Genomic DNA, 20,390 nt, shown 5'->3' with positions numbered 1-20,390 from the left:
GAGCACGATAGGTCGCCCGGAAATCAGGCAACCCGCTGCGGTTTCATGTCGGCCGGGTCGATGCCCGCCACTTCCACCGGCTTCTTCATGGCGTCGCGGCGGAACGGTTCGCCTAGTTCCTGGTTTATCAGCGCCTCGATCAGCGTGGTCTTGCCGTGCTGCATCTGGTCCTTCACGGCCTTGTCCAGCGCGGCGGTCAACTCGTCCATCGTCTTGGCCTGCACGCCCTCAAGCCCGCAGGCCTTCGCGATGCCGGCATAGGACACCTGCGTATCCAGTTCGGTGCCCACGAAATTGTCGTTATACCAGAGTGTCGAGTTCCGCTTTTCCGCGCCCCACTGATAGTTGCGGAAGACGACCATGGTGATGGGCGGCCATTCCGACCGGCCGATCGCCGTCAGCTCCGTTACCGCGATGCCGAAGGCGCCGTCGCCGGCAAAGCCCACAACCGGCACGTCGGGGCAGCCGATCTTGGCCCCGACGATGGCGGGCAGGCCATAGCCGCAGGGCCCGAACAGGCCGGGGGCGAGATATTTGCGCGGCGCGTCGAAGGACGGATAAGCGTTGCCGATGGCGCAGTTGTTGCCGATGTCGGAGGAGATGATCGCGTCGCGCGGCAGCGCGGACTGGATCGCGCGCCAGGCCATGCGGGGGCTCATCCAGTCGGGCTTGTCGGCGCGGGCGCGTTCGTTCCATGACGTGCCGGGGTCGTCATCCTCGTGGTCCATGCTGGACAGCTGTTGCGCCCATTTTGACTTGGTTTCGGCGATCAGCGCCTTGCGGTCCTCGCGGCCCGTGTCACCGGCATCGGCCGACAATTGGTGCAGGATACCGGTCGCCACCTTCTTGGCATCGCCAACGATACCGACCGAAACCTTCTTGGTCAGACCGATCCGGTCGGGGTTGATGTCCACCTGGATGATCTTTGCATCCGTCGGCCAGTAGTCGATGCCATATCCCGGCAGGGTCGAGAACGGGTTGAGCCGGGTGCCAAGGCACAGGACGACATCGGCCTTGGAGATCAGCTCCATCCCTGCCTTGGACCCGTTATAGCCCAGCGGCCCGGCAAAGAGCGGGTGCGATCCGGGGAAGGCGTCATTGTGCTGGTAGCCCACGCAGACCGGGGCGGTCAGGCGCTCGGCCAGGTCCATCGAGGCGGGAATCGCGCCACCCAGAACAACGCCGGCGCCGTTCAGGATCACCGGGAATTCGGCCTTGGACAGCAGGTCGGCGGCCTGGGCGATCGCCTCGTCCCCGCCGCCGGGGCGTTCGAAATCCACGATGGCGGGCAGGTCGATGTCGATGACCTGGGTCCAGTAGTCACGGGGCACGTTGATCTGCGCCGGGGCGCTGGCGCGGCGGGCGTTCAGGATCACCCGGTTCAGGACCTCGGCGGTGCGCGACGGGTCACGGACCTCTTCCTGGTAGGCGACCATGTCCTCGAACAGTTTCATCTGCTCGACTTCCTGGAACCCGCCCTGGCCAATCGTCTTGTTCGCGGCCTGCGGTGTGACCAGCAGAAGCGGCGTGTGGTTCCAATAGGCGGTTTTCACGGCGGTCACGAAATTGGTGATGCCCGGGCCGTTCTGGGCGATCATCATCGACATCTTGCCCGAGGCCCGGGTGTAGCCATCGGCCATCATCCCGCCAGAACCCTCATGCGCGCAGTCCCAGAAGGTGATCCCGGCCTTGGGAAAGATGTCGGAGATCGGCATGAAAGCAGAGCCGATGATACCGAAGGCATGTTCGATGCCATGCATTTGCAGGGTTTTGACGAAGGCTTCTTCGGTGGTCATTTTCATTGCGTGATCTCCTGTTCGCGGCCCGCTTCCGGTCGGTCGGACGGTAGGGTTTCGGGGGTGTCGGAGTTAGGTCCAGTCGGTCATGCAGATTATGGCCAACTCTCTCAGCCGCAACGGCGCGAGGCCAGCGCCTTGGCCAGCAGACTGATCCCTTCGGTGATGCGCGGCGCCGGGATCGAACTGTAAGCCAGGCGATAGAAATTCCCCGGCGGCTCGGGCCCGGAAAAGAAGGGGGCGCCAGGTTCGATGAGCACGCTATCCCGCGCCAGGTCGCGGGCCAGCACCTCGGTGTCGACGCCCTCGGGCGCGCGCATCCAGAAGGACGAGCCGCCGAAACTGCCAGACCCGGCCACGGTCAGACCGTGATCGTGCAGCGCCCGTTCCATGACGCGGCGGCGGTCTTCATAGGCGCGGCCCATGCGGCGCACCAGCGCGTCGTAGTGGCCGCGCGACAGGAAATAGGTCGTGGTGCGCTGGATATGACCCGGCGGGTGGCGCAACACGCTTGCGCGCAGGGCGCGGGCCTCGCGGATGAAGGGTGCCGGGCCGACAAGATAGCCAAGGCGAAGCCCCGGAAAGAGCGACTTGGAAAAGCTGCCCACGTAGATGACCCGTCCATTGCGATCGAGCGATTTCAGCGCGGGCGAGGGCGGCTTGAGGAACGACATCTCGAATTCGTAATCGTCCTCGACGATCAGGAAATCCTCGGCCTCGGCCCGTTCCAGCAAGGCGTGGCGCCGCGCCATGGGCATGGTTGCAGAGGTCGGGCATTGGTGGCTTGGCGTGGTGAAGACCACGTCGGTATCCCGGGGCAGCGCCTCGGGGGGAAGCCCGTCGCGATCGACCGGGATGGCATGCAGGTGGCAGCGCGACTGTTGCAGGATGCCGCGCAGGGCAGGGTAGCATGGGTCCTCGATGGCGGCGCTGCGGCGTTGCGTCAGCAGAACCTGCGCTGTCAGCCACAGGGCGTTCTGGGCGCCCAGCGTCAGCAGGATCTCGTCCGGCTTGGCCAGGATACCCCGGCGCGGCAGGGTCTGGCGGGCGATGAAGTCGATCAGCTGCGGATCGTCGCTGTCGAAATAGTCTGTTGTGAGTGCGTCGAAATCCTTGCGCCCAAGCGCCTCCAGCCCGCACAGCCGCCAATTGGCGCTGTCGAAGAGGGTCGGGTCGGCCTGGCCATAGATGAAAGGATAGCGATAGCTGGCCCAATCGGCGGGCTTGGTATGCATGTCCAGCCCGGTGAACCGCTGGCCGATGGCGCGGGACCAGTCCACGGTGGTGCGATCCGGGGAGCGCGCGGGAAACGAGGGCGGCTCGGGCGCATTGTCGGACACGAAATAGCCCGAACGGCCACGCGCGGCGATATAGTCGTCGGCCAGAAGGTCTGTATAGGCCAGTGTCACCGTGATCCGGCTGACGCCCAGATGGGCGGCCAGCTTGCGCGAGGAAGGTAGCTTCTCGCCCGGCCGAAATCGCCCTTCCAGGATGCCATTGGCCACCATCTGCCGGATCTGCATCTGCAGCGTGCCCTCGGCGCCGGGTTGCAGGAAGAAAGATTCGGTCGGGATGGCCATTCGGATAGCGTAGGCTGGCCTTAAACCCGATGCAATCTGGACTGCCATTCGGGGTATCGCGGCTATCCAAGCTTGCCTGCCAGAGGAATTCGGGTCTCAATGGGCCATGGTCAAGCACTTCGCCTTCTGGATCGGGTTCTTTGCCGCGGCTCTGATGATCGTGCCGGTCGCCCTGGGTATCTGGGGGGCGGCGGATGAACTCGCCCGCAACATCGCTGCTTTCATGTTCGGTGCGATCGCAGTCCTGGTGCTGGTGATGGTCGTCCTGTTGTTTCTGAGAGATTGGCTTCTCCAGAGGCTGATTGGTCAGAGCGAGGTGACGCTGGACGAAATCGTGTCCTCTTTGGTGAAGGGCATTTCGGCCGCGTCCCGTGGAGATCGCGAGGAGTCCGAACGGGAAGCGGAAAAATTGGCTAGGGCCGCGACCGGTTGGTATGTCTGGTCGAATTTCTATCGCTGGGTGGTTGCCTCGGCACTCGGGCTGTTGCTGGCCTTCGGGGCGTTTACCGGGACGGTGCTGCTATTCGAGCAGAACCGGAAACTCGATCAACAGACGGCCCTGATGGATACGCAAAGTGGCCTCATGGAAGCCCAGACGACCCGGATGGCGGAGCAGTCCGAACAGGCCGCGATGCAAAACGAGATCATGACGCTTTCATTGGTGAGCGAACTGCGCGAGCAGTTGTTGGGGACGGTCGAGACGATTTCATTTGGAAGCGCTTTGGCCCAGTCACCCGGTGCGGAATGGGGTGTCCTGGGGAGCTACAGTCCAGATAGGGACACGTGCGTTGTCACTACCGATACCGAGGCGGAACTTCGGACGCTGCCGAGCGAAGCCACCATGAAGGCGATTGGACAATTGACGGCGGAAGGACTGATCGCGGACAGGGTCATCGCTGCACTACGGTTCCTGCAGGAAGACCGTGATCCGGCGGTTTCTCTGGCAGCCCTGATCATACTTGACCGCGCGGGTGTTGTGGAAGACACCACTGCGGCATTCAGTGGACTGTTCGTCGATCAACTCCGATTGACCGGCCGACATAAGATTGACTTTTCCGGATCATTCTTGGCGAGCATGGAGTGCCCTTCATGCGACGTGGCATTCCGAGCTTCAGCGATCGGGGAGGTCGCTAGCGATTCCAAGCTCCGATTGACCGGAACGCTCGTCTTGCAAGGGACCGCTGACACCAGCCGTTATTCCTTTGATTGGGCCCCAAGCGCGATAGTCTTGCAAGGTGATGAGGTGCGCCCGGAAAATGCGCTTCGGCTAGACGGTTCGAATGAGTACGTGGTGTTCAATGTAGGTGGTGTTGGGGCCGTCTCGGCATTCCTCGCAGGGGGGGGCAACTCATCGCAATGTCATGCGCTTGAATTTCTTGCCCGAGAGAACCCCCTTCTTCGAGACAACCAATCCTAGAGCCGTTCCCGCTGTCGCCCCTCCGTGTCGAAATTGGCCGGGTCGAGCCAGGCCGCGAAACGGGTCTGGAGGGCCGGCCATTCGCTGTCGATCACAGAGAACCAGGCGGTATCGCGATTTCGGCCCTTGTAGTGCGTGGCTTGGCGAAAGGTGCCTTCGTAAGTGAAACCGAGTCGCTCTGCCGCCCGCCGCGAGGCCGCGTTGAGCGCGTCACATTTCCATTCGTAGCGGCGATATCCCAACTCGTCGAAGGCGCGGGCCATCATCAGCACATGCGCCTCGGTCGCGGCGGCCGTCCGTTGCAGCCGGGGGGCAAATGTGATCCAGCCTGTTTCGAGGCTTTGGGCCACGCGATCGATCCGAAGGTAGCTGGCTACGCCAAGCGGCTCATCCTTGACCAGCACCGAAAAGAACAGTGGGTCATCATGGCCGGCAACCGCCTTGACCCAATCGACATAGGCGTCCGGGCTATCGAACGGGCCATGCGGCATGTATGTCCAGAGGGTGCCGGTGCGATCCTCTCGGAAGGCCGCGTAGAGACCCGGCGCATGGTCCGGCGACAGCGGTTCCAGCCGGCAATACCGGCCCTCCATCGGCGAGCGTGGCGGATGGGCCCTCGCGCGCGTGTCGTTCAAAGGCAGGCCCACAGGTTGCCCCTGCGCGTTCAGCATTTGGCCGGTGATAAGCGGATCGTTCATCCAAAGACGCGGGTCAGGGCGGTATCCGTCGCTGCGATGATCTGGTCGATATCGTCACGGGTGGCGATCAGCGCGGGGCTGTAGCACAGCGTGTTGTTGCGGCCCGGGACCGACCGGTTGGTCACGCCGATGATGACGCCCTGCGCGTTACACTCGGCCACGACCTGTGCGGCGAGCTTCTCGTCCACCGGCTCGCGGCTGTCGCGGTCGGACACAAGTTCGGCGCCCAGGAACAGCCCCTTGCCGCGCACATCGCCGATCACGGCATGCTTGTCGGCCAGCGCGTGCAACTGGTCGAGCATGTAGTCGCCCATCTGCACGGTGTTCTCCAACAGGCCCTCTTCCTCGATGATGGCCATGTTCTCCATCGCGGCGGCCGGCCCGGCGGTGCAGCCGCCAAAGGTGGAGATGTCGCGGAAGTAGTTCATCGGATCGCTGGCATCGTCCTTGAACATCTCGAAGACGCGTTCGGATGTGACGCAGCAGGCGATGGCGGCATAGCCCGAGGCGACGCCCTTGGCCATGGTCACGAAATCCGGCTCGATCCCATAATGTTGGTAGCCGAACCAAGTTCCGGTGCGGCCCACGCCACAAACCACCTCGTCGATATGCAGCAGGATGTCATACTTGCGGCAGATCTCCTGCACGCGTTGCCAATAGCCCTCGGGCGGGACGATGACACCGCCGCCTGCGGTGACCGGTTCAAGGCAGAGCGCGCCCACCGTGTCGGGTCCTTCGCGCAGGATGACCTCTTCGATCTGGTCTGCGGCCCATTCGCCGTAGTTTTCGACCGGGGCACCGTCCTGCTCGTGCTTGCGGTATTCCAGGCAATGCGGGACGCGCACGAAACCGGGTGTGAAGGGGCCGTATTGGGCATTGCGTTCATCCTGCCCGCCTGCGGACAGGCAGGAAATCGTTGTGCCGTGGTAATCCCGGTCGCGATAGAGGATCTTGTGCTTGCGCCCGCCATGGCGCTTGTGCGCGATCTGGCGGACCATCTTGAAGGCCTTCTCGTTCGCCTCGGACCCGGAATTGGTGTAGTAGACGCGGCTGAGGCCCGGCATCTTCTCGATCAGTTTCTCTGCGAAGAGCGCACCGGGGACAGACCCGGCTGCGCCTGCGAAATAGGGAAGCTGGATCAACTGGTCGCGCACGGCATTGGCGATGCGTTCGCGGCCATAGCCCACGTTCACCGTCCAGACGCCGCCCGAAACGGCGTCGATGTGTTCCTTGCCCTTCTGATCCCAGACCCGCATGCCGCGACCTTCGATGATGATGCGCGGTTCGCCGGTTTCGAACGGTTTATGCTGGATCAGGTGATGCCAGACATTGGCGCGGTCGGCGTCAACCACGTGGGAAATGTCGTTGGGGCTCAGGTTGCCGTCCATCATAGGGTGCCTCCGCTTGATCGCTGGGCGGCGCAGGGCGGGCGCCGCGATGGGACAGCATCACTTCAAATCCTCCGTTCCCGTTAGGGCCAGCACAGGGATTGGGTTAGGGCCAGTTTGGCGGGCATGGCGCGATTCCGCCGAAGCCACTTTTCGGAAATCCGAATAACAGGCGGTCTTGGGCGGCACCGGCGTTGATCCGGTGCGGATGGGGCGCAAGATGACCTTCGATCCGCGTCGATACTTGACCCAGTTGGAGAACCCCGATGGCCGAATATCTGAAAGTCGCCACACCGCCTGCCGCTGCCGGGCACGGTGATGTTCGGGCCCAGGTCGCCGCGCTCTTGGCCGAGATCGATCTGGGTGGCGAAGCCAGCGTCCGGGACCTGGCGGCACGGTTCGACGGATGGGAGGGGCCGCTGATCGTGCCGCGGCAGGACATCGACCGTGCGGCGGCAGCCCTGTCCGACGCGGTTAAGGAGGATATCCGGTTCGCTCACCACAATATTCGCCGTTTCGCCCAGGCGCAGCGCGACACGATGCAGGATACGCAGGTTGAAATTCTGCCCGGTGTCATCGCCGGCCAGCGGCAAATCCCCATTGCGGCGGCGGGCTGTTACGTGCCGGGTGGGCGCTACGCACACGTTGCCAGCGCCATCATGACGATCACCACCGCAAAGGTGGCCGGGGTAGGGCATGTCACCGCCTGTTCGCCGCCTCGCCCCGGTGGCGGCATCGCGCCCGAGGTGCTGTTCGCCATGGATCTGTGCGGTGCGGATGCGATCCTGACAATGGGCGGGGTGCAGGCCATCGCCGCCATGGCGCGCGGGTATTTCGGGCTGCCGGCCGTGGACATCCTCGTGGGCCCCGGCAACCAATACGTGGCCGAGGCCAAGCGGGTGCTGTTCGGAGAGGTCGGCATCGACATGGTGGCTGGACCAACGGATGTGCTGGTGCTGGCCGATTCCACTGCCGACCCGGAAATCGTCGCCTGGGACCTGGTCGGGCAGGCAGAGCACGGTCACAACTCGCCGGTCTGGCTGGTCACCAGCGACCGGAAACTTGCGGAAACCGTGATCGCGCGGGTTCCCTTGCTGATCGAGACACTGCCGCAGATCAACCGCGACAGCGCCCGCGCCGCCTGGGCCGATCATGCCGAGGTCGTCCTGTGCGAGACACGCGAGGAAATGGCACAGGTGTCCGATCGCTACGCGGCCGAACACCTGCACGTGCAATGTGATGACCTCGATTGGTGGTTGGGCCGCTTGCGCAACTATGGCTCATTGTTCCTGGGCGAAGAAACCACCGTTGCCTTCGGGGACAAGGCCAGCGGGCCGAACCACGTGCTGCCGACGTCGGGTGCGGCGCGCTATACGGGCGGGCTGTCCGTGGCCAAGTTCATGAAGACGGTCACCTGGCAACGCGCGACGCGGGACGGTATCCGGCCGCTGGCCGAGGCGACGGCCCGCATCTCCCGTCTGGAGGGGATGGAAGGCCACGCCCGCACCGCCGATATCCGGATCGCCAAATTCTTTCCGGACGCCCCGGCGGGCTGACAGCGAATTTTCGACCGGACAGGCGCTGAGGGTCTTGACCTTCCCATTACTGGAACCCTTATGTCCCCCATCGAAAGGGGACAAAAATGACCGTCCAACGCCTCGATTTCGAAATTGACGGGCTCAGCTGCGCCGGCTGCGTGGGCCGGGCCGAAAGGGCCATTTCCTCCGTTTCCGGTGTTACCGGTGCCGAGGTCAACCTTGCCACCCGTTCCGCCCGCGTGGCGCTGGACGGGCCCAATGCCCGCGGGGTCAGCGAAGCGATCAACGGGGCGCTCAAGGCCGCTGGCTATCCGGCCGTGCCGCACCGACTGCGCCTGCGGATCGAGGGAATGACCTGCGCCTCTTGCGTCGCCCGGGTGGAAGATGCCCTGTCGCAGGTGCCCGGTGTCACCGCGGTCACGGTCAACCTGGCCGATGGCGTGGCCTCGGTCACCACCCTCGACAAGGACACCGCCCCGCTGATCGCGGCGGTGAAAAGCGTTGGCTATGACGCCACCCGGCTGGAAACCGGCGACAGTGCCGATGAAAAGACCGATCGCGAAATTCGCCAGCTGCGCCGGTCTTTTATCCTGGCGGCCGTGCTGACCCTGCCGATCTTCGTGGTCGAGATGGGCAGCCATGCTGTGCCGGCGATTCACCATTTCATCGCGAACACCATCGGCATGCAGGATAGCTGGATGATCCAGTTCGTGCTGGCTACGCTGGTTCTGGCCGGGCCGGGCCGGATGTTTTTTGCCAAGGGCTTTCCGGCGCTCTGGCGTCGCGCACCGGACATGAACTCGCTGGTCGCCATCGGGGCCGGGGCCGCCTGGGCCTATTCCAGCGTCGCGACCTTCCGGCCTCAATGGCTGCCCGATGGCACCGTGGCCGTCTATTTCGAGGCGGCCGCCGTGATCGTGACGCTGATCCTACTGGGCCGCTGGCTCGAGGCGCGGGCCAAGGGCCGCACAAGCGCCGCGATCAAGCGGCTTGTGAGCCTGCGCCCCGATACCGCCCGCGTCGAGCGGGAGGGCGAGATTCGCGAGGTGGCCGTCGATGACATAAAGCGTGGCGACCGTATCCACCTGCGCCCTGGAGACCGCATCCCGGTCGATGGCGTGGTGCGCGAAGGCAGCAGTTTCGTCGATGAAAGCATGGTGACGGGCGAACCCGTCGCAGTCGAAAAGACCAAAGGGGCCGCCCTTGTCGCAGGCACTGTCAACGGCAATGGTGCGCTGGTCATGCGGGCGACCGCCGTGGGGGCGGACACGATGCTGGCTCGCATCATCGAGATGGTGGAAGAGGCGCAGGGCAGCCGCCTGCCGGTGCAGGATCTGGTTAACCGCATCACGTCCTGGTTCGTGCCGGCGGTGATGGGCGTGGCGCTTGTGACGATCGCGTTCTGGCTGATCTTCGGCCCCGAACCGGCCTTGCCCTTTGCGCTGGTTTCGGGGGTTTCGGTCCTGATCATCGCCTGTCCCTGCGCCATGGGGCTGGCCACCCCGATGTCGATCATGGTCGGCACCGGGCGGGCCGCCGATCTTGGGGTGCTGTTCCGGCGCGGTGATGCGCTGCAATCGCTGCAATCGGTCGATGTCGTGGCCTTTGACAAGACCGGCACGCTGACCTTGGGCAAACCACAGGTGACAGACATTACCTGCGAGGGGGACGAGGCCGATTTCCTGTCCATCGTTGCGGCGGTCGAGGCGGCCTCCGACCACCCGCTGGCCGGCGCCATCGTGGCTGAGGCCAAGGCGCGGGGGCTCGACCTGCCACAGGCCAGCGCCGTTCAGGCGGTGCCGGGGCATGGCCTGTCGGGCGTGGTCGATGATCGCAAGGTCGCAATCGGCAATGCCCGGATGATGAACGAGGCCGACGTGGATGCCGCAGAGCTGATCGCGCAGGCTGAACGCCTGGCTGAGCAGGGCCGCACCATCGTGCTTGTTGCCATAGACGGCAAGCCCGCAGGATTGCTGGGGCTGGCCGATACCCTCAAGCCTGCCGCGAAAGCCACCATCGACGCGCTGCACGCGCGCGGGGTCCAGACCGCGCTGATCTCGGGCGACAGCGAACCGGCGGCCCGGGCCATCGCGTCGGAGCTCGGAATCGACCATGTCGTGGCCGGTGTTCTGCCCGATGGCAAGGTGGACGCGGTGCGCGCGCTGCAAGAGGGTGGTCGCAAGCTGGCCTTCGTGGGCGACGGGATCAATGATGCCCCCGCCCTGGCTGCCGCCGATATCGGCATCGCCATGGGGTCGGGCACGGATGTGGCCGTGGAAAGCGCCGATGTCGTCCTCGTCTCGGGCAATCCCGGCGGCGTGGCCGAGGCGGTCGAGATCAGCCGCCGGACCTTGCGCAACATCTGGCAGAACCTCGGCTGGGCCTTCGGCTACAACGTGCTGCTGATTCCGGTCGCGGCGGGGCTGCTCTATGTCTTCGGCGGGCCGCTCCTGTCGCCGCAACTGGCGGCCGGGGCCATGGCGCTGTCCTCGGTGCTGGTCGTCACCAACGCCCTGCGCCTGCGCCGCGTGAAAACGGAGGCTCTGTCATGAACATCAAGGAGGTCGCCAGCAGAACTGGCCTGCCAGCCAAGACCATCCGCTACTACGAGGAAATCGGCCTTGTCACGCCCGACCGGGCCGCGAACGGCTATCGCAGCTTTGACCGGACCCATGTGCACAAGCTGGCCTTCCTGGCTCGTGCGCGGGGCCTGGGTTTTTCGATCGAAGATTGCCGCGGCCTGCTGGCGCTTTGGGAAGACCGGGATCGCGCCAGTGGCGATGTGCGTGCCATTGCCAAGGCGCATCTGGCCGAGATCGAGGAGAAGATCGCTGGGCTGCAAGAGATGCGCGCAACATTGTCCGATCTCGTGGCCGCCTGCCACGGCGATGACCGCCCCGATTGCCCGATCCTGAAACGGCTGGAAACAGGCTGAATTCGCCGCGCATGAAAGGTGAACGCGCCCGGCTTCTTTGGGTCGAAAATACCGCGGGGGGAGGCGCGCTGGCGCGACGGGGGGCAGCGCCCCCCTGACCCTCTTACAGCTTGCGCGTCAGCCGGGTCAGCATGCCAAGGCAGGCCTCCAGCTGGTCGACTGCCACGTATTCATCGGGTTTGTGCGCCTGCGCGATAGAGCCCGGGCCACAGACCACGGCCGAGGTGCCGAGTTGCTGGAAGAGGCCGGCCTCGGTGCCGAAGGGCACCAGCCCGCACCCGTTGGCCCCGGTCAGTTCCATGCACAGGTCTCGCGCCGCGTTGTCGTCCATGGGTTCCAGCCCGTCGACTTCGGCTATGGTTTCGGTCTCGATACTTGCGCGGGGATCGACCCGCCGCATGGCCGGCAGCAACTCATCGGCCACGTAATCGGCGAGATCGGCCTTCACGAACTCCGCGTCCGATTTCTGCACCGGGCGCATTTCCCATTCCACTTCCGCGGCACCGGGGATCACGTTATGGGCAATGCCGCCGCGCAGGGCGCCGGTATTGATCGTGGACCAGGGCGGTTCGAACTTCGATCCGTCGGGCACCCGGTCGCGCAACCGGTCCGACAATTCGATCAACCGCGTGACGTAGCGGACCGCGTATTCCACCGCGTTGACGCCAAGATCAGGCGAAGAGCCGTGCCCCTCGAGGCCGGTGAAACGGGTTGTGTATTCATAGCAGCCCTTGTGCCCCTCGATCACACGCATTTCGGTCGGCTCGCCGATGATCGCCATGGCCGGCCGCAGACCCTGTTCGCGCAGTCGGTTCACCAATGCCTGTCCGCCGAGGCAACCGACCTCTTCATCGTAGGTGAAGGCCATGTGCAGGGGGCGGGTCCTGGCCGCCTCGGCAAAGCGGGGGGCCAGCGCGATACAGGCGGCGATGAAGCCCTTCATGTCGCAGGTGCCGCGCCCGAACAGCTTGCCATCGGCCTCGACCAGTTCGAACGGATCGGTCGTCCAGGGTTGGTCTGCCACCGGCACCACGTCCGTATGACCTGACAAAACGACGCCGCCATCGCGGTCAGGACCGAAGGTGGCCAGCACATTGGCCTTCTGGCCGCTGTCGTCATGCTGTACCTCGACCCGCGCGCCGTGATGTTCCAGCACGCCCGCCACGTGGTGGATCAGGCCCAGATTGCTGTCCGCGGACACGGTCGGATAGCTGATCAGTGTGCGCAGTTCATTGATGCATGTGGTCAGGTCGCTCATGGCGAAAGCGTTGGACCGGGCGGCGCGGCGCGTCAATCCCCGTTGCGTGCGATCCCGCCGGGAAAGGTTGCGAATCCGGCCCGGGCAGAACGGCCGATTCCCTCTCATGAGAGTGCGGATTCGACAGCCCCGGACATCTTGTGGTTGTCGCCGCGCACGGTATGCGGTCGCCGCGCCGCTTGTTTGCAGGGAATGGCGCGGTTTTTCGGCTGCCAAGGCGTCTTGTTACAAAACCGTCACAAAACTTTTGCATAAGCATCACGACCGATCCGTAGCCACCGGGCCAAGGTCTTCCGGCTCGCGGTTGACCGTCTGCAAGACAATTTCAGGAGTATCCCATGTCGCTTGCAAAACTGACCGCCTCCGCTCTGGCGATCACTGCTGTTGCTTCCGCTGCCTCTGCCCGTGACAACGTGCAGGTTGCCGGTTCCTCCACCGTTCTGCCCTACGCGTCGATCGTGGCCGAGCTGTTCGGTGAGAACACCGACTTCCCGACCCCCGTCGTCGAATCCGGCGGTTCGTCCTCTGGTCTGGCCCGCTTCTGCGAAGGCGTCGGCGAGAACACCATCGACGTGGCCAACGCCTCGCGCGCCATCCGTGACGGCGAGATCGAGGAATGCGCCGCGAACGGCGTGACCGACATCATCCAAGTCCGCATCGGCTATGACGGCATCGTCTTCGCCAGCCAGAAAGACGGCCCGGCCTACACCGCCTTCGTGCCATCCGACTGGTATTTGGCCTTGGCCGCTGAAATGCCGATGGACGGCGAAATGGTCACCAACCCCAACACCACCTGGGCCGACGTGAACGCCGATCTGCCGACCGAGGAAATCCTGGCCTTCATCCCGGGCACCAAGCACGGCACCCGCGAAGTCTTCGAAGAAAAGGTCCTTCTGCAGGGCTGTGAAGACACCGGCGCCATGGCAGCCATGGAAGAGATGGGCATGGACGAGGATTCCATCGAGGAAGCCTGCATGAACGTGCGTGACGATGGTGCCTCCGTGGACATCGACGGCGACTACACCGAAACCCTGGCCCGCGTTGACGCGAACGCCAACGGCATCGGCGTGTTCGGCCTGGCCTTCTACGAGAACAACACCGATGTCCTGAAAGTCGCCACCATGGGCGGCGTTGCCCCGTCGACCGAGTCGATCGCTTCGGGTGAATACCCGGTCTCGCGCCCGCTCTACTTCTACGTCAAGGCGGCCCATATCGGCGTTATCCCCGGCCTGAAGGAATACGCCCAGTTCTTCATGGCTGACGAGATTGCCGGCCCTGACGGCCCGCTGGCCCAGTACGGCCTGGTTGCCGATCCGGAACTGGCCGCGACTCAGGCGATGATTGAAGCCGAAGAGACCATGCAGTAATCGTTTCATCGGTTCGGGGGGCGCCCTGTGGGCGCCCCTCACGATCGCTTCCGGGGGCGACCAATCCCGGGCCAATAATAGACGGACGCTGCCATGCCCACCCTCTGGATTGCCCTGTTCGCCCTCGTCCTTTCGGTCGTGGGCTACGCGCTCGGACGCCGCCGGGCGATGGTCTCCGCAGACGGAGACATTCGCAACCTGCATTCCCGGCCGAATTACTATGGTGTCAACGCCGCGTTGACCGGGCTTGTCCCGGCATTTCTGGTTCTGGCGCTCTGGACCCTGGGCCAGCCGCTTTTCCTGCAGAACTCGGTTTCCGGCATGATTTCCGATGCCCAGATCGAAGAGACCGGCTCGCTGGGCCTGGTGATGTCCGATGTGCGCCGTGTGGCTGACGGGCTTGATCAGGCGGTTGCCGAAGGTGCGATGGATGCCGAAACGGCGGGCAACGTAAGGATAGACCTGACCGATGTCCGCGCCCGGCTCGGAGAGGTCGGGGTTGCACTGGGGTCCGCCGTCTCGCAGGAGACGCTGCGCGCGGCTCAAGCTTACCGGGCGCAATCGTCTTTTGGCGACCTGCTCAAGACGATTGTGGTTCTGGGCATCGCGCTCGCCGGGATTTCCTATGCCGTGATGCGCACCAACGCCACCTTCCGAGCCCGCAACGTGGTGGAATCGGGCGTGCGCTGGCTGCTGATCGCGGCCGCCTCGATTGCGATCCTGACCACGGTGGGCATCTTCCTTTCCCTGATCTTCAACACGGTAGAGTTCTTCCGGCTCTATCCGGCCGGGGACTTCTTCTTCGGCACCACGTGGCAGCCAAGTTTCACCGGGCGCGGCGGGTCAAGCCAGCTGGGCGTTCTGCCACTGCTGTGGGGCACCTTCTACATTTCGCTGATCGCGCTGGCCGTGGCTGTGCCGATCGGGCTTTTCTCGGCGATTTATCTTTCGGAATATGCGTCGCCCCGCGTGCGGTCTGTTGCCAAGCCGTTGCTTGAAGTGTTGGCCGGTATCCCGACCATCGTCTACGGCCTGTTCGCCCTTCTGACCGTGGGGCCGTTGCTGCTGCGCGTGTTCGGCGACGACACGGTCGGCTGGATGCAGGGCGGCACGGCTGTCATGACCGCGGGCCTTGTGATGGGCATCATGCTGATTCCCTTCGTGTCCTCGCTGTCAGATGACATCATCAACGCGGTGCCGCAGGCGATGCGCGACGGCTCGCTCGGGCTGGGCGCCACCCATTCGGAAACCGTGCGCCAGGTGATCCTGCCCGCTGCACTGCCGGGCATCGTCGGGGCGATCCTGCTGGCCGCCAGCCGCGCCATCGGCGAAACCATGATTGTGGTGCTGGGCGCCGGGGCTGCCGCGCGCCTGTCGCTCAACCCGTTTGATGCCATGACCACCGTGACCGCCAAGATCGTCAGCCAACTGACCGGCGACAGCGACTTTTCCTCGCCCGAGGCGCTGGTGGCCTTCGCGCTGGGCATGACCCTTTTCGTCATCACGCTGGGGCTGAACGTGCTGGCCCTCTACATCGTGCGCAAATACCGGGAGCAGTACGAATGACCGACGCGACCGCACACACCACGCCGGAACCGGGGTCGAAATCCTCGATCCTGACGGTCGATCCCCACACCGCCAAGCGTCACGCGGCCGAGGGACGGTTCAAGATTTATGGCATCATCGCTATCTGCATTGGCCTGTTCTTTCTTGCCGCGCTGCTGATCGCCATCGTTTCGAACGGCACCCGCGCCTTCACGCAGACGCGCGTGGTTCTGGAGATTCCGCTCGTCGCCGCCGAGATCGAGGCCGCCGAAGCGTACATCGTGAAGACGTCGAAATACAATGACCTTGTCGGGGAGGCCCTGACCGGGGCCATGTCCGATGCCGGTATCGAGACCGAGATGGAGCCGAAGGAGCTTCTCATGATGCTGTCGGGCTCTGCCGGGGCGAATTTCCGCAACTTCGTTCTGGAAAATCCCGACGCCGTGGGCGGCTCCCATCAATTCGAGTTCCTGGCATCGTCCCGCGTGGACGGCTATCTCAAGGGGCGTGTCACCCGCGAGGCGTTGGTCGATGACAAGAACCTCGACGCCGCACATCTTGATCTGGTGGACCAGATGCGTGAGGCCGGTCTGGTCGAGCGCAGCTTCAACTGGGATTTCATCTTCGGGGCCGACGCCTCGGAAAGCCGGCCCGAGGCCGCCGGGATCGGCGTGTCGATGCTGGGTTCGTTCTTCATGATGCTGGTGGTGCTGGCCTTTGCCCTGCCCATCGGGATCGCGGCGTCGATCTACCTTGAGGAATTCGCCCCGCAGAACAGGTTCACCGACCTTATCGAGGTTAACATTGCCAATCTGGCCGCCGTGCCGTCCATCGTTTTCGGTATCCTGGGCCTGGCCGTGTTCATCCAGGTGATGCACCTGCCGCAATCTGCGCCGCTGGTCGGGGGCCTGACCCTGACGCTGATGACATTGCCGACCATCGTGATCTCGACCCGGGCCTCGCTGAAATCCGTGCCGCCCTCGATCCGTGACGCGGCATTGGGCGTGGGAGCGTCGAAGATGCAGGCGGTCTTCCACCACGTCTTGCCATTGGCGATGCCCGGTATCCTGACCGGCACGATCATCGGCCTGGCCCAGGCGCTGGGCGAAACCGCGCCGCTTCTTCTGATCGGTATGGTGGGTTTCATTGCTTCGAACCCGCCCGATGGCCTTGCCTCGGGCTTCCTCGATCCAAATTCGGCCATGCCCGCGCAGATCTACGAGTGGGCAAAGCGCGCCGATCCGGCCTATTATGAACGGGCCTGGGGCGGCATCATCATCCTTCTGCTGTTCCTGATGACGATGAACATCATCGCCATTCTGCTGCGGCGGAAATTCGAGCGCCGCTGGTAAAAGGGGCCGGGCACATGAACGATATGCGACTGATTGAAAGAGCGGTTGATATGGACGACATCAAGATTTCGGCCCGCGACGTGCAGGTCTATTACGGCGACAACCACGCCATCAAGGACGTGAATGTCGATATCCAGGACAAGACCGTGACGGCCTTCATCGGCCCGTCGGGGTGCGGAAAATCGACCTTCCTGCGCTGCCTCAACCGGATGAACGACACCATCGACATCTGCCGGGTCGAAGGCGACATTCACCTCGATGGTGAGGATATCAACGACAAGCGCGTGGACCCTGTGCAGCTGCGCGCCAAGGTTGGTATGGTCTTCCAGAAGCCGAACCCGTTTCCCAAGTCGATCTACGACAATGCCGCCTACGGCCCCAAGATCCACGGCATGGCCAAGAACAAGGCCGAGCTGGACGAAATCGTTGAACGCGCCCTGCGCCGTGGTGCGATCTGGGACGAGGTGAAGGACCGGCTGGATGCACCGGGCACCGGCCTGTCGGGCGGCCAGCAGCAACGCCTTTGCATCGCCCGCGCCGTGGCGACCGAACCTGAGGTCTTGCTGATGGACGAACCCTGTTCGGCCCTCGACCCCATTGCCACCGCGCAGGTCGAGGAGCTGATCGACGAGCTGCGCCAGAACTACAGCGTGGTGATCGTGACCCATTCGATGCAGCAGGCCGCGCGGGTCAGCCAGAAGACCGCATTTTTCCATCTCGGCAACCTCGTCGAATATGACGAGACCGGCAAAATCTTTACCAACCCCGAGGATGAGCGCACTGAAAGCTACATCACCGGGCGGATCGGATAAGCACAATGAACCAGGAACACATTTCTTCCGCCTTCGACCGCGATCTCGAAGCGATCCAGGCCCTGATGGTCAAGATGGGCGGCCTCGTGGAGGCCGCTATTCTCGACGGGTCCAAGGCCGTGACCACTCGTGATGTTGAACTGGCCGAAAACGTTCGCAAGGGCGACAAGGTCATCGACGATCTCGAAGAACGCATCAACGAGGAAGCGGCCCGCACCATCGCCTTGCGCGCGCCGGTCTCCAGCGACCTGCGCGTCGTGCTGTCGGTGCTCAAGCTTTCGGCCAGCCTTGAACGCATCGGCGACTATGCCCGCAACCTTGCCAAGCGCACCGAGGTTCTGGCCGAGCTGCGCCCGGTCAGCGGCCCGGACAAGGCGCTCAAGCGCATGGCCAAGGAAGTGCAGCGCATGCTCAAGGATACGCTGGACGCCTATGTGCGCCGCGACGCCGCACTTGCCGAGGACGTGCGCCAGCGCGACGAGGAAGTCGACGAGATGTACAACGCGCTGTTCCGCGAATTCCTGACCTTCATGATGGAAGACCCGCGCAACATTACGGCCTGCATGCACCTGCATTTCATTGCCAAGAACGTCGAACGCATGGGCGACCTGGTCACCAATATGGCGGAACAGGTGATCTATGTCGTCACCGGCGAGATGCCCGATGACGGCCGCCCCAAGAGCGATGAGACAGCCTTCATTTCCGGCGAGACCTGAGACCCATGTCACCTGCCACGCAACCGCATGTCCTTGTGGTCGAGGATGAATTGGCGCAACGCGAAGTCCTTGGCTACAACCTCGAGGCCGAAGGGTTCCGCACCTCGAAGGCCGAGGATGGTGAACAGGCCCTGATGATGGTGGACGAGGATCTGCCTGACGTGATCGTTCTGGACTGGATGCTGCCCAATGTGTCGGGGATCGAAGTGTGCCGTCAGCTCAAGACCCGGCCCGACACGCGCAACGTACCGATCATCATGCTGTCGGCGCGGTCCGAAGAGGTGGACAAGGTGCGCGGGCTTGAAACCGGAGCCGACGATTACGTCGTCAAACCCTATTCCGTGTCCGAGCTGATGGCGCGGGTCCGCACCCAGTTGCGCCGGGTGCGTCCGGCGACGGTCGGGCAGGTGCTGGTCTTCGAGGATATTGAGCTCGACAGCGAGACCCACCGCGTGATGCGGGCGGAAAAGCTGCTCAAGCTGGGGCCGACCGAGTTTCGCCTATTGACCACCTTCATGGAAAAGCCCGGCCGGGTCTGGTCGCGTGAACAGCTGCTGGACCGTGTCTGGGGCCGCGACATCTATGTCGATACCCGCACGGTGGACGTTCATATCGGACGCCTGCGCAAGGCGCTGACCCAGCATGGCGGCGATGACCCGGTGCGGACCGTGCGCGGCGCCGGCTATGCGCTGGGGTGACGCAGTTTCTGTCACATCCCTGTCTTGTATCTCTGGTTAATGAACAGAAGAGCATGATCGGGGAAATGCTGGGGAAAAGATGACGCTGCTTTTGTGGAATGTCGCGCTTGGCGCCGGAATGGCCATCCTGATCTGGCTGATGATCGAGATGCTGCTTTGCCGGGTGTTGCCACGTCTGGAACCCTATCTGCCGGATGACATCTGCGGGCCGGGTGGCTGGTTCTCCGACACCGCCAACCAAAGCGGCATCTTTGATCGCCCGCGGCGCCAGGGTTAACGACGGCTGCGCTTGCCGAACGGTGTGGTGCCGAAACGGCGCTTGAAATGCCGTGTCAGCACCGAAACCGAGTTGAACCCGCAGGCCGTGGCCACCTCCATCACGCTCATGTCGGTTTCTGCCAATAGAGAATGCGCCCTGTCGAGCCTGATGTTGCGATAGATTGTAGCGGGCGGATCGCCGAGGCTCTGGGTGAATTGGCGTTCCATCTGGCGGCGGGACACGCCCGCGTCGCGGGCCAGTTCCTCCAGCGAAAGTGGTTCTTCGATATTGGCATACATGGCGCGCAGGACATGCAGCAGTTTGGGATTGCGGCTGTCGATGGCCCGCGCGATGGAAGACCGCTGTTCGCGGCCCGGCGTCAGGTTCGGATCGTTCAGGCACATATCCGCGACCGCGATGGCGAAGTCCTGTCCGTAGTCCTGCGCGATGATCGACAGCATCATTTCGGTCGAGGCCGATCCCCCGCTGCAGGTGCGGATTTTTCCATCGGCCTCGAACCGCGTGCGGGCCGGCGTGAGGCCGGGAAAGGCCTCGATGAAGCCAGGCTGGTTTTCCCAGTGCAGCGTGAACCTTTTGTCCTTCAACAGACCTGCGCGTGCCAAGGTCATCGCCCCTGTGCAGATGCCTCCGACCTGCCCGCCGAAACGGGCATGTCTGCGGATCGCGGCCAGAACCGCGTCCGAGGCGACCTCGGTGCCGCGATTGCCGGAACAGACAAAGAGTTCCAGGTCGTCAGTCAGGGCATCCAGCCCGCCATCCACACCCAGTTCGACCCCCGAGGAGGCGCGCACCGGCTGCCCGTCCGCGGACATCACGACCCAGCCGTATAGCGGTTTCTGCGCAAGCTGGTTGGCCACGCGCAGCGGGTCCAGCGCCGAACTGAAGGCCAGAAGCGTGAAATCCCTCAGCAGGATGAACCCGAACCACCGCGTCGGGGCGCGGGCCTCTATCGGATAGGTAAAGGCACCCTCGGGCACATGGGCCTGCCGGGCGGGATGCGGCGTGGCCAT

The 20,390-nt window shown here is 63.9% G+C and carries 17 protein-coding genes; 11 read left to right on the top strand and 6 right to left on the bottom strand.

Features of this window, described 5'->3' with window-relative positions; translation table 11 throughout:
- Positions 1-23: 23 nt before the first annotated feature.
- Both xsc and pdxR read right to left on the bottom strand, forming a co-directional pair.
- Positions 24-1,802, bottom strand: coding sequence for a sulfoacetaldehyde acetyltransferase (xsc, locus tag DFK10_RS09675; protein ID WP_109388829.1), 1,779 nt, complete (start codon positions 1,800-1,802; stop codon positions 24-26).
- A 104-nt stretch (positions 1,803-1,906) separates the two neighbouring features.
- Positions 1,907-3,376, bottom strand: coding sequence for a MocR-like pyridoxine biosynthesis transcription factor PdxR (gene pdxR, locus DFK10_RS09670; protein WP_109388828.1), 1,470 nt, complete (start codon positions 3,374-3,376; stop codon positions 1,907-1,909).
- A gap of 106 nt (positions 3,377-3,482) precedes the next feature.
- On the opposite strand from pdxR, the gene DFK10_RS09665 reads away from it, so the two are divergent.
- On the top strand, positions 3,483-4,793 hold the full coding sequence (locus DFK10_RS09665) for a hypothetical protein (protein WP_109388827.1): 1,311 nt from the start codon (positions 3,483-3,485) through the stop codon (positions 4,791-4,793).
- On the opposite strand, the gene DFK10_RS09660 is transcribed toward DFK10_RS09665, so the two are convergent.
- Both DFK10_RS09660 and DFK10_RS09655 read right to left on the bottom strand, forming a co-directional pair.
- Positions 4,790-5,491, bottom strand: coding sequence for a GNAT family N-acetyltransferase (locus DFK10_RS09660; RefSeq protein ID WP_235866812.1), 702 nt, complete (start codon positions 5,489-5,491; stop codon positions 4,790-4,792). The two genes, DFK10_RS09665 and DFK10_RS09660, sit on opposite strands and share 4 nt — an antisense overlap.
- Positions 5,488-6,879: an aminotransferase family protein gene (locus DFK10_RS09655; RefSeq protein ID WP_109388898.1), complete on the bottom strand. Its 1,392-nt coding sequence runs from the start codon at positions 6,877-6,879 to the stop codon at positions 5,488-5,490. Before DFK10_RS09655 ends, DFK10_RS09660 begins: the two co-directional genes overlap by 4 nt.
- Before the next feature lie 266 nt (positions 6,880-7,145).
- Between DFK10_RS09655 and hisD the strand changes: the two genes are divergently transcribed.
- The 3 genes from hisD to cueR all read left to right on the top strand — a co-directional run bounded on the left by hisD (position 7,146) and on the right by cueR (position 11,352).
- Positions 7,146-8,435: a histidinol dehydrogenase gene (gene hisD / locus DFK10_RS09650; protein WP_109388826.1), complete on the top strand. Its 1,290-nt coding sequence runs from the start codon at positions 7,146-7,148 to the stop codon at positions 8,433-8,435.
- An 86-nt stretch (positions 8,436-8,521) separates the two neighbouring features.
- On the top strand, positions 8,522-10,969 hold the full coding sequence (locus tag DFK10_RS09645) for a heavy metal translocating P-type ATPase (protein WP_109388825.1): 2,448 nt from the start codon (positions 8,522-8,524) through the stop codon (positions 10,967-10,969).
- A complete protein-coding gene (gene cueR / locus DFK10_RS09640; RefSeq protein WP_109388824.1) occupies positions 10,966-11,352 on the top strand; it encodes a Cu(I)-responsive transcriptional regulator in 387 nt (128 codons plus the stop codon). Before DFK10_RS09645 ends, cueR begins: the two co-directional genes overlap by 4 nt.
- 103 nt (positions 11,353-11,455) lie before the next feature.
- On the opposite strand, the gene argE is transcribed toward cueR, so the two are convergent.
- Entirely contained in the window at positions 11,456-12,610 is a 1,155-nt protein-coding gene (argE, locus tag DFK10_RS09635) for an acetylornithine deacetylase (protein ID WP_109388897.1), read from the bottom strand.
- A gap of 338 nt (positions 12,611-12,948) precedes the next feature.
- On the opposite strand from argE, the gene DFK10_RS09630 reads away from it, so the two are divergent.
- The 7 genes from DFK10_RS09630 to DFK10_RS09600 all read left to right on the top strand — a co-directional run bounded on the left by DFK10_RS09630 (position 12,949) and on the right by DFK10_RS09600 (position 19,377).
- The gene (locus DFK10_RS09630) at positions 12,949-13,977 is read left to right on the top strand and encodes a substrate-binding domain-containing protein (RefSeq protein WP_109388823.1); all 1,029 of its coding nucleotides are present in this window, start codon (positions 12,949-12,951) and stop codon (positions 13,975-13,977) included.
- A 93-nt stretch (positions 13,978-14,070) separates the two neighbouring features.
- Positions 14,071-15,543: a phosphate ABC transporter permease subunit PstC gene (gene pstC, locus DFK10_RS09625; protein ID WP_109388822.1), complete on the top strand. Its 1,473-nt coding sequence runs from the start codon at positions 14,071-14,073 to the stop codon at positions 15,541-15,543.
- The gene (gene pstA / locus DFK10_RS09620; RefSeq protein WP_109388821.1) at positions 15,540-16,874 is read left to right on the top strand and encodes a phosphate ABC transporter permease PstA; all 1,335 of its coding nucleotides are present in this window, start codon (positions 15,540-15,542) and stop codon (positions 16,872-16,874) included. Before pstC ends, pstA begins: the two co-directional genes overlap by 4 nt.
- A gap of 14 nt (positions 16,875-16,888) precedes the next feature.
- The gene (gene pstB / locus DFK10_RS09615) at positions 16,889-17,686 is read left to right on the top strand and encodes a phosphate ABC transporter ATP-binding protein PstB (protein ID WP_109388820.1); all 798 of its coding nucleotides are present in this window, start codon (positions 16,889-16,891) and stop codon (positions 17,684-17,686) included.
- A 5-nt stretch (positions 17,687-17,691) separates the two neighbouring features.
- A complete protein-coding gene (gene phoU / locus DFK10_RS09610) occupies positions 17,692-18,402 on the top strand; it encodes a phosphate signaling complex protein PhoU (RefSeq protein WP_109388819.1) in 711 nt (236 codons plus the stop codon).
- 5 nt (positions 18,403-18,407) lie between these two features.
- Positions 18,408-19,100 carry a phosphate regulon transcriptional regulator PhoB gene (gene phoB, locus DFK10_RS09605; protein ID WP_109388818.1) on the top strand — a complete coding sequence of 231 codons (693 nt, stop codon included), beginning with the start codon at positions 18,408-18,410 and terminating at the stop codon, positions 19,098-19,100.
- A gap of 79 nt (positions 19,101-19,179) precedes the next feature.
- Entirely contained in the window at positions 19,180-19,377 is a 198-nt protein-coding gene (locus DFK10_RS09600; RefSeq protein WP_109388817.1) for a hypothetical protein, read from the top strand.
- On the opposite strand, the gene DFK10_RS09595 is transcribed toward DFK10_RS09600, so the two are convergent.
- Entirely contained in the window at positions 19,374-20,390 is a 1,017-nt protein-coding gene (locus DFK10_RS09595) for a GlxA family transcriptional regulator (protein WP_109388816.1), read from the bottom strand. The genes DFK10_RS09600 and DFK10_RS09595 overlap by 4 nt on opposite strands.

The organism is Salibaculum griseiflavum, assembly GCF_003129565.1.
In the GTDB taxonomy this organism is placed as follows: Bacteria; Pseudomonadota; Alphaproteobacteria; order Rhodobacterales; family Rhodobacteraceae; genus Salibaculum; species Salibaculum griseiflavum.
The sequence above is the reverse complement of the archived record's forward strand: the minus strand, read 5'-3'. Positions and strand labels throughout refer to the sequence as shown.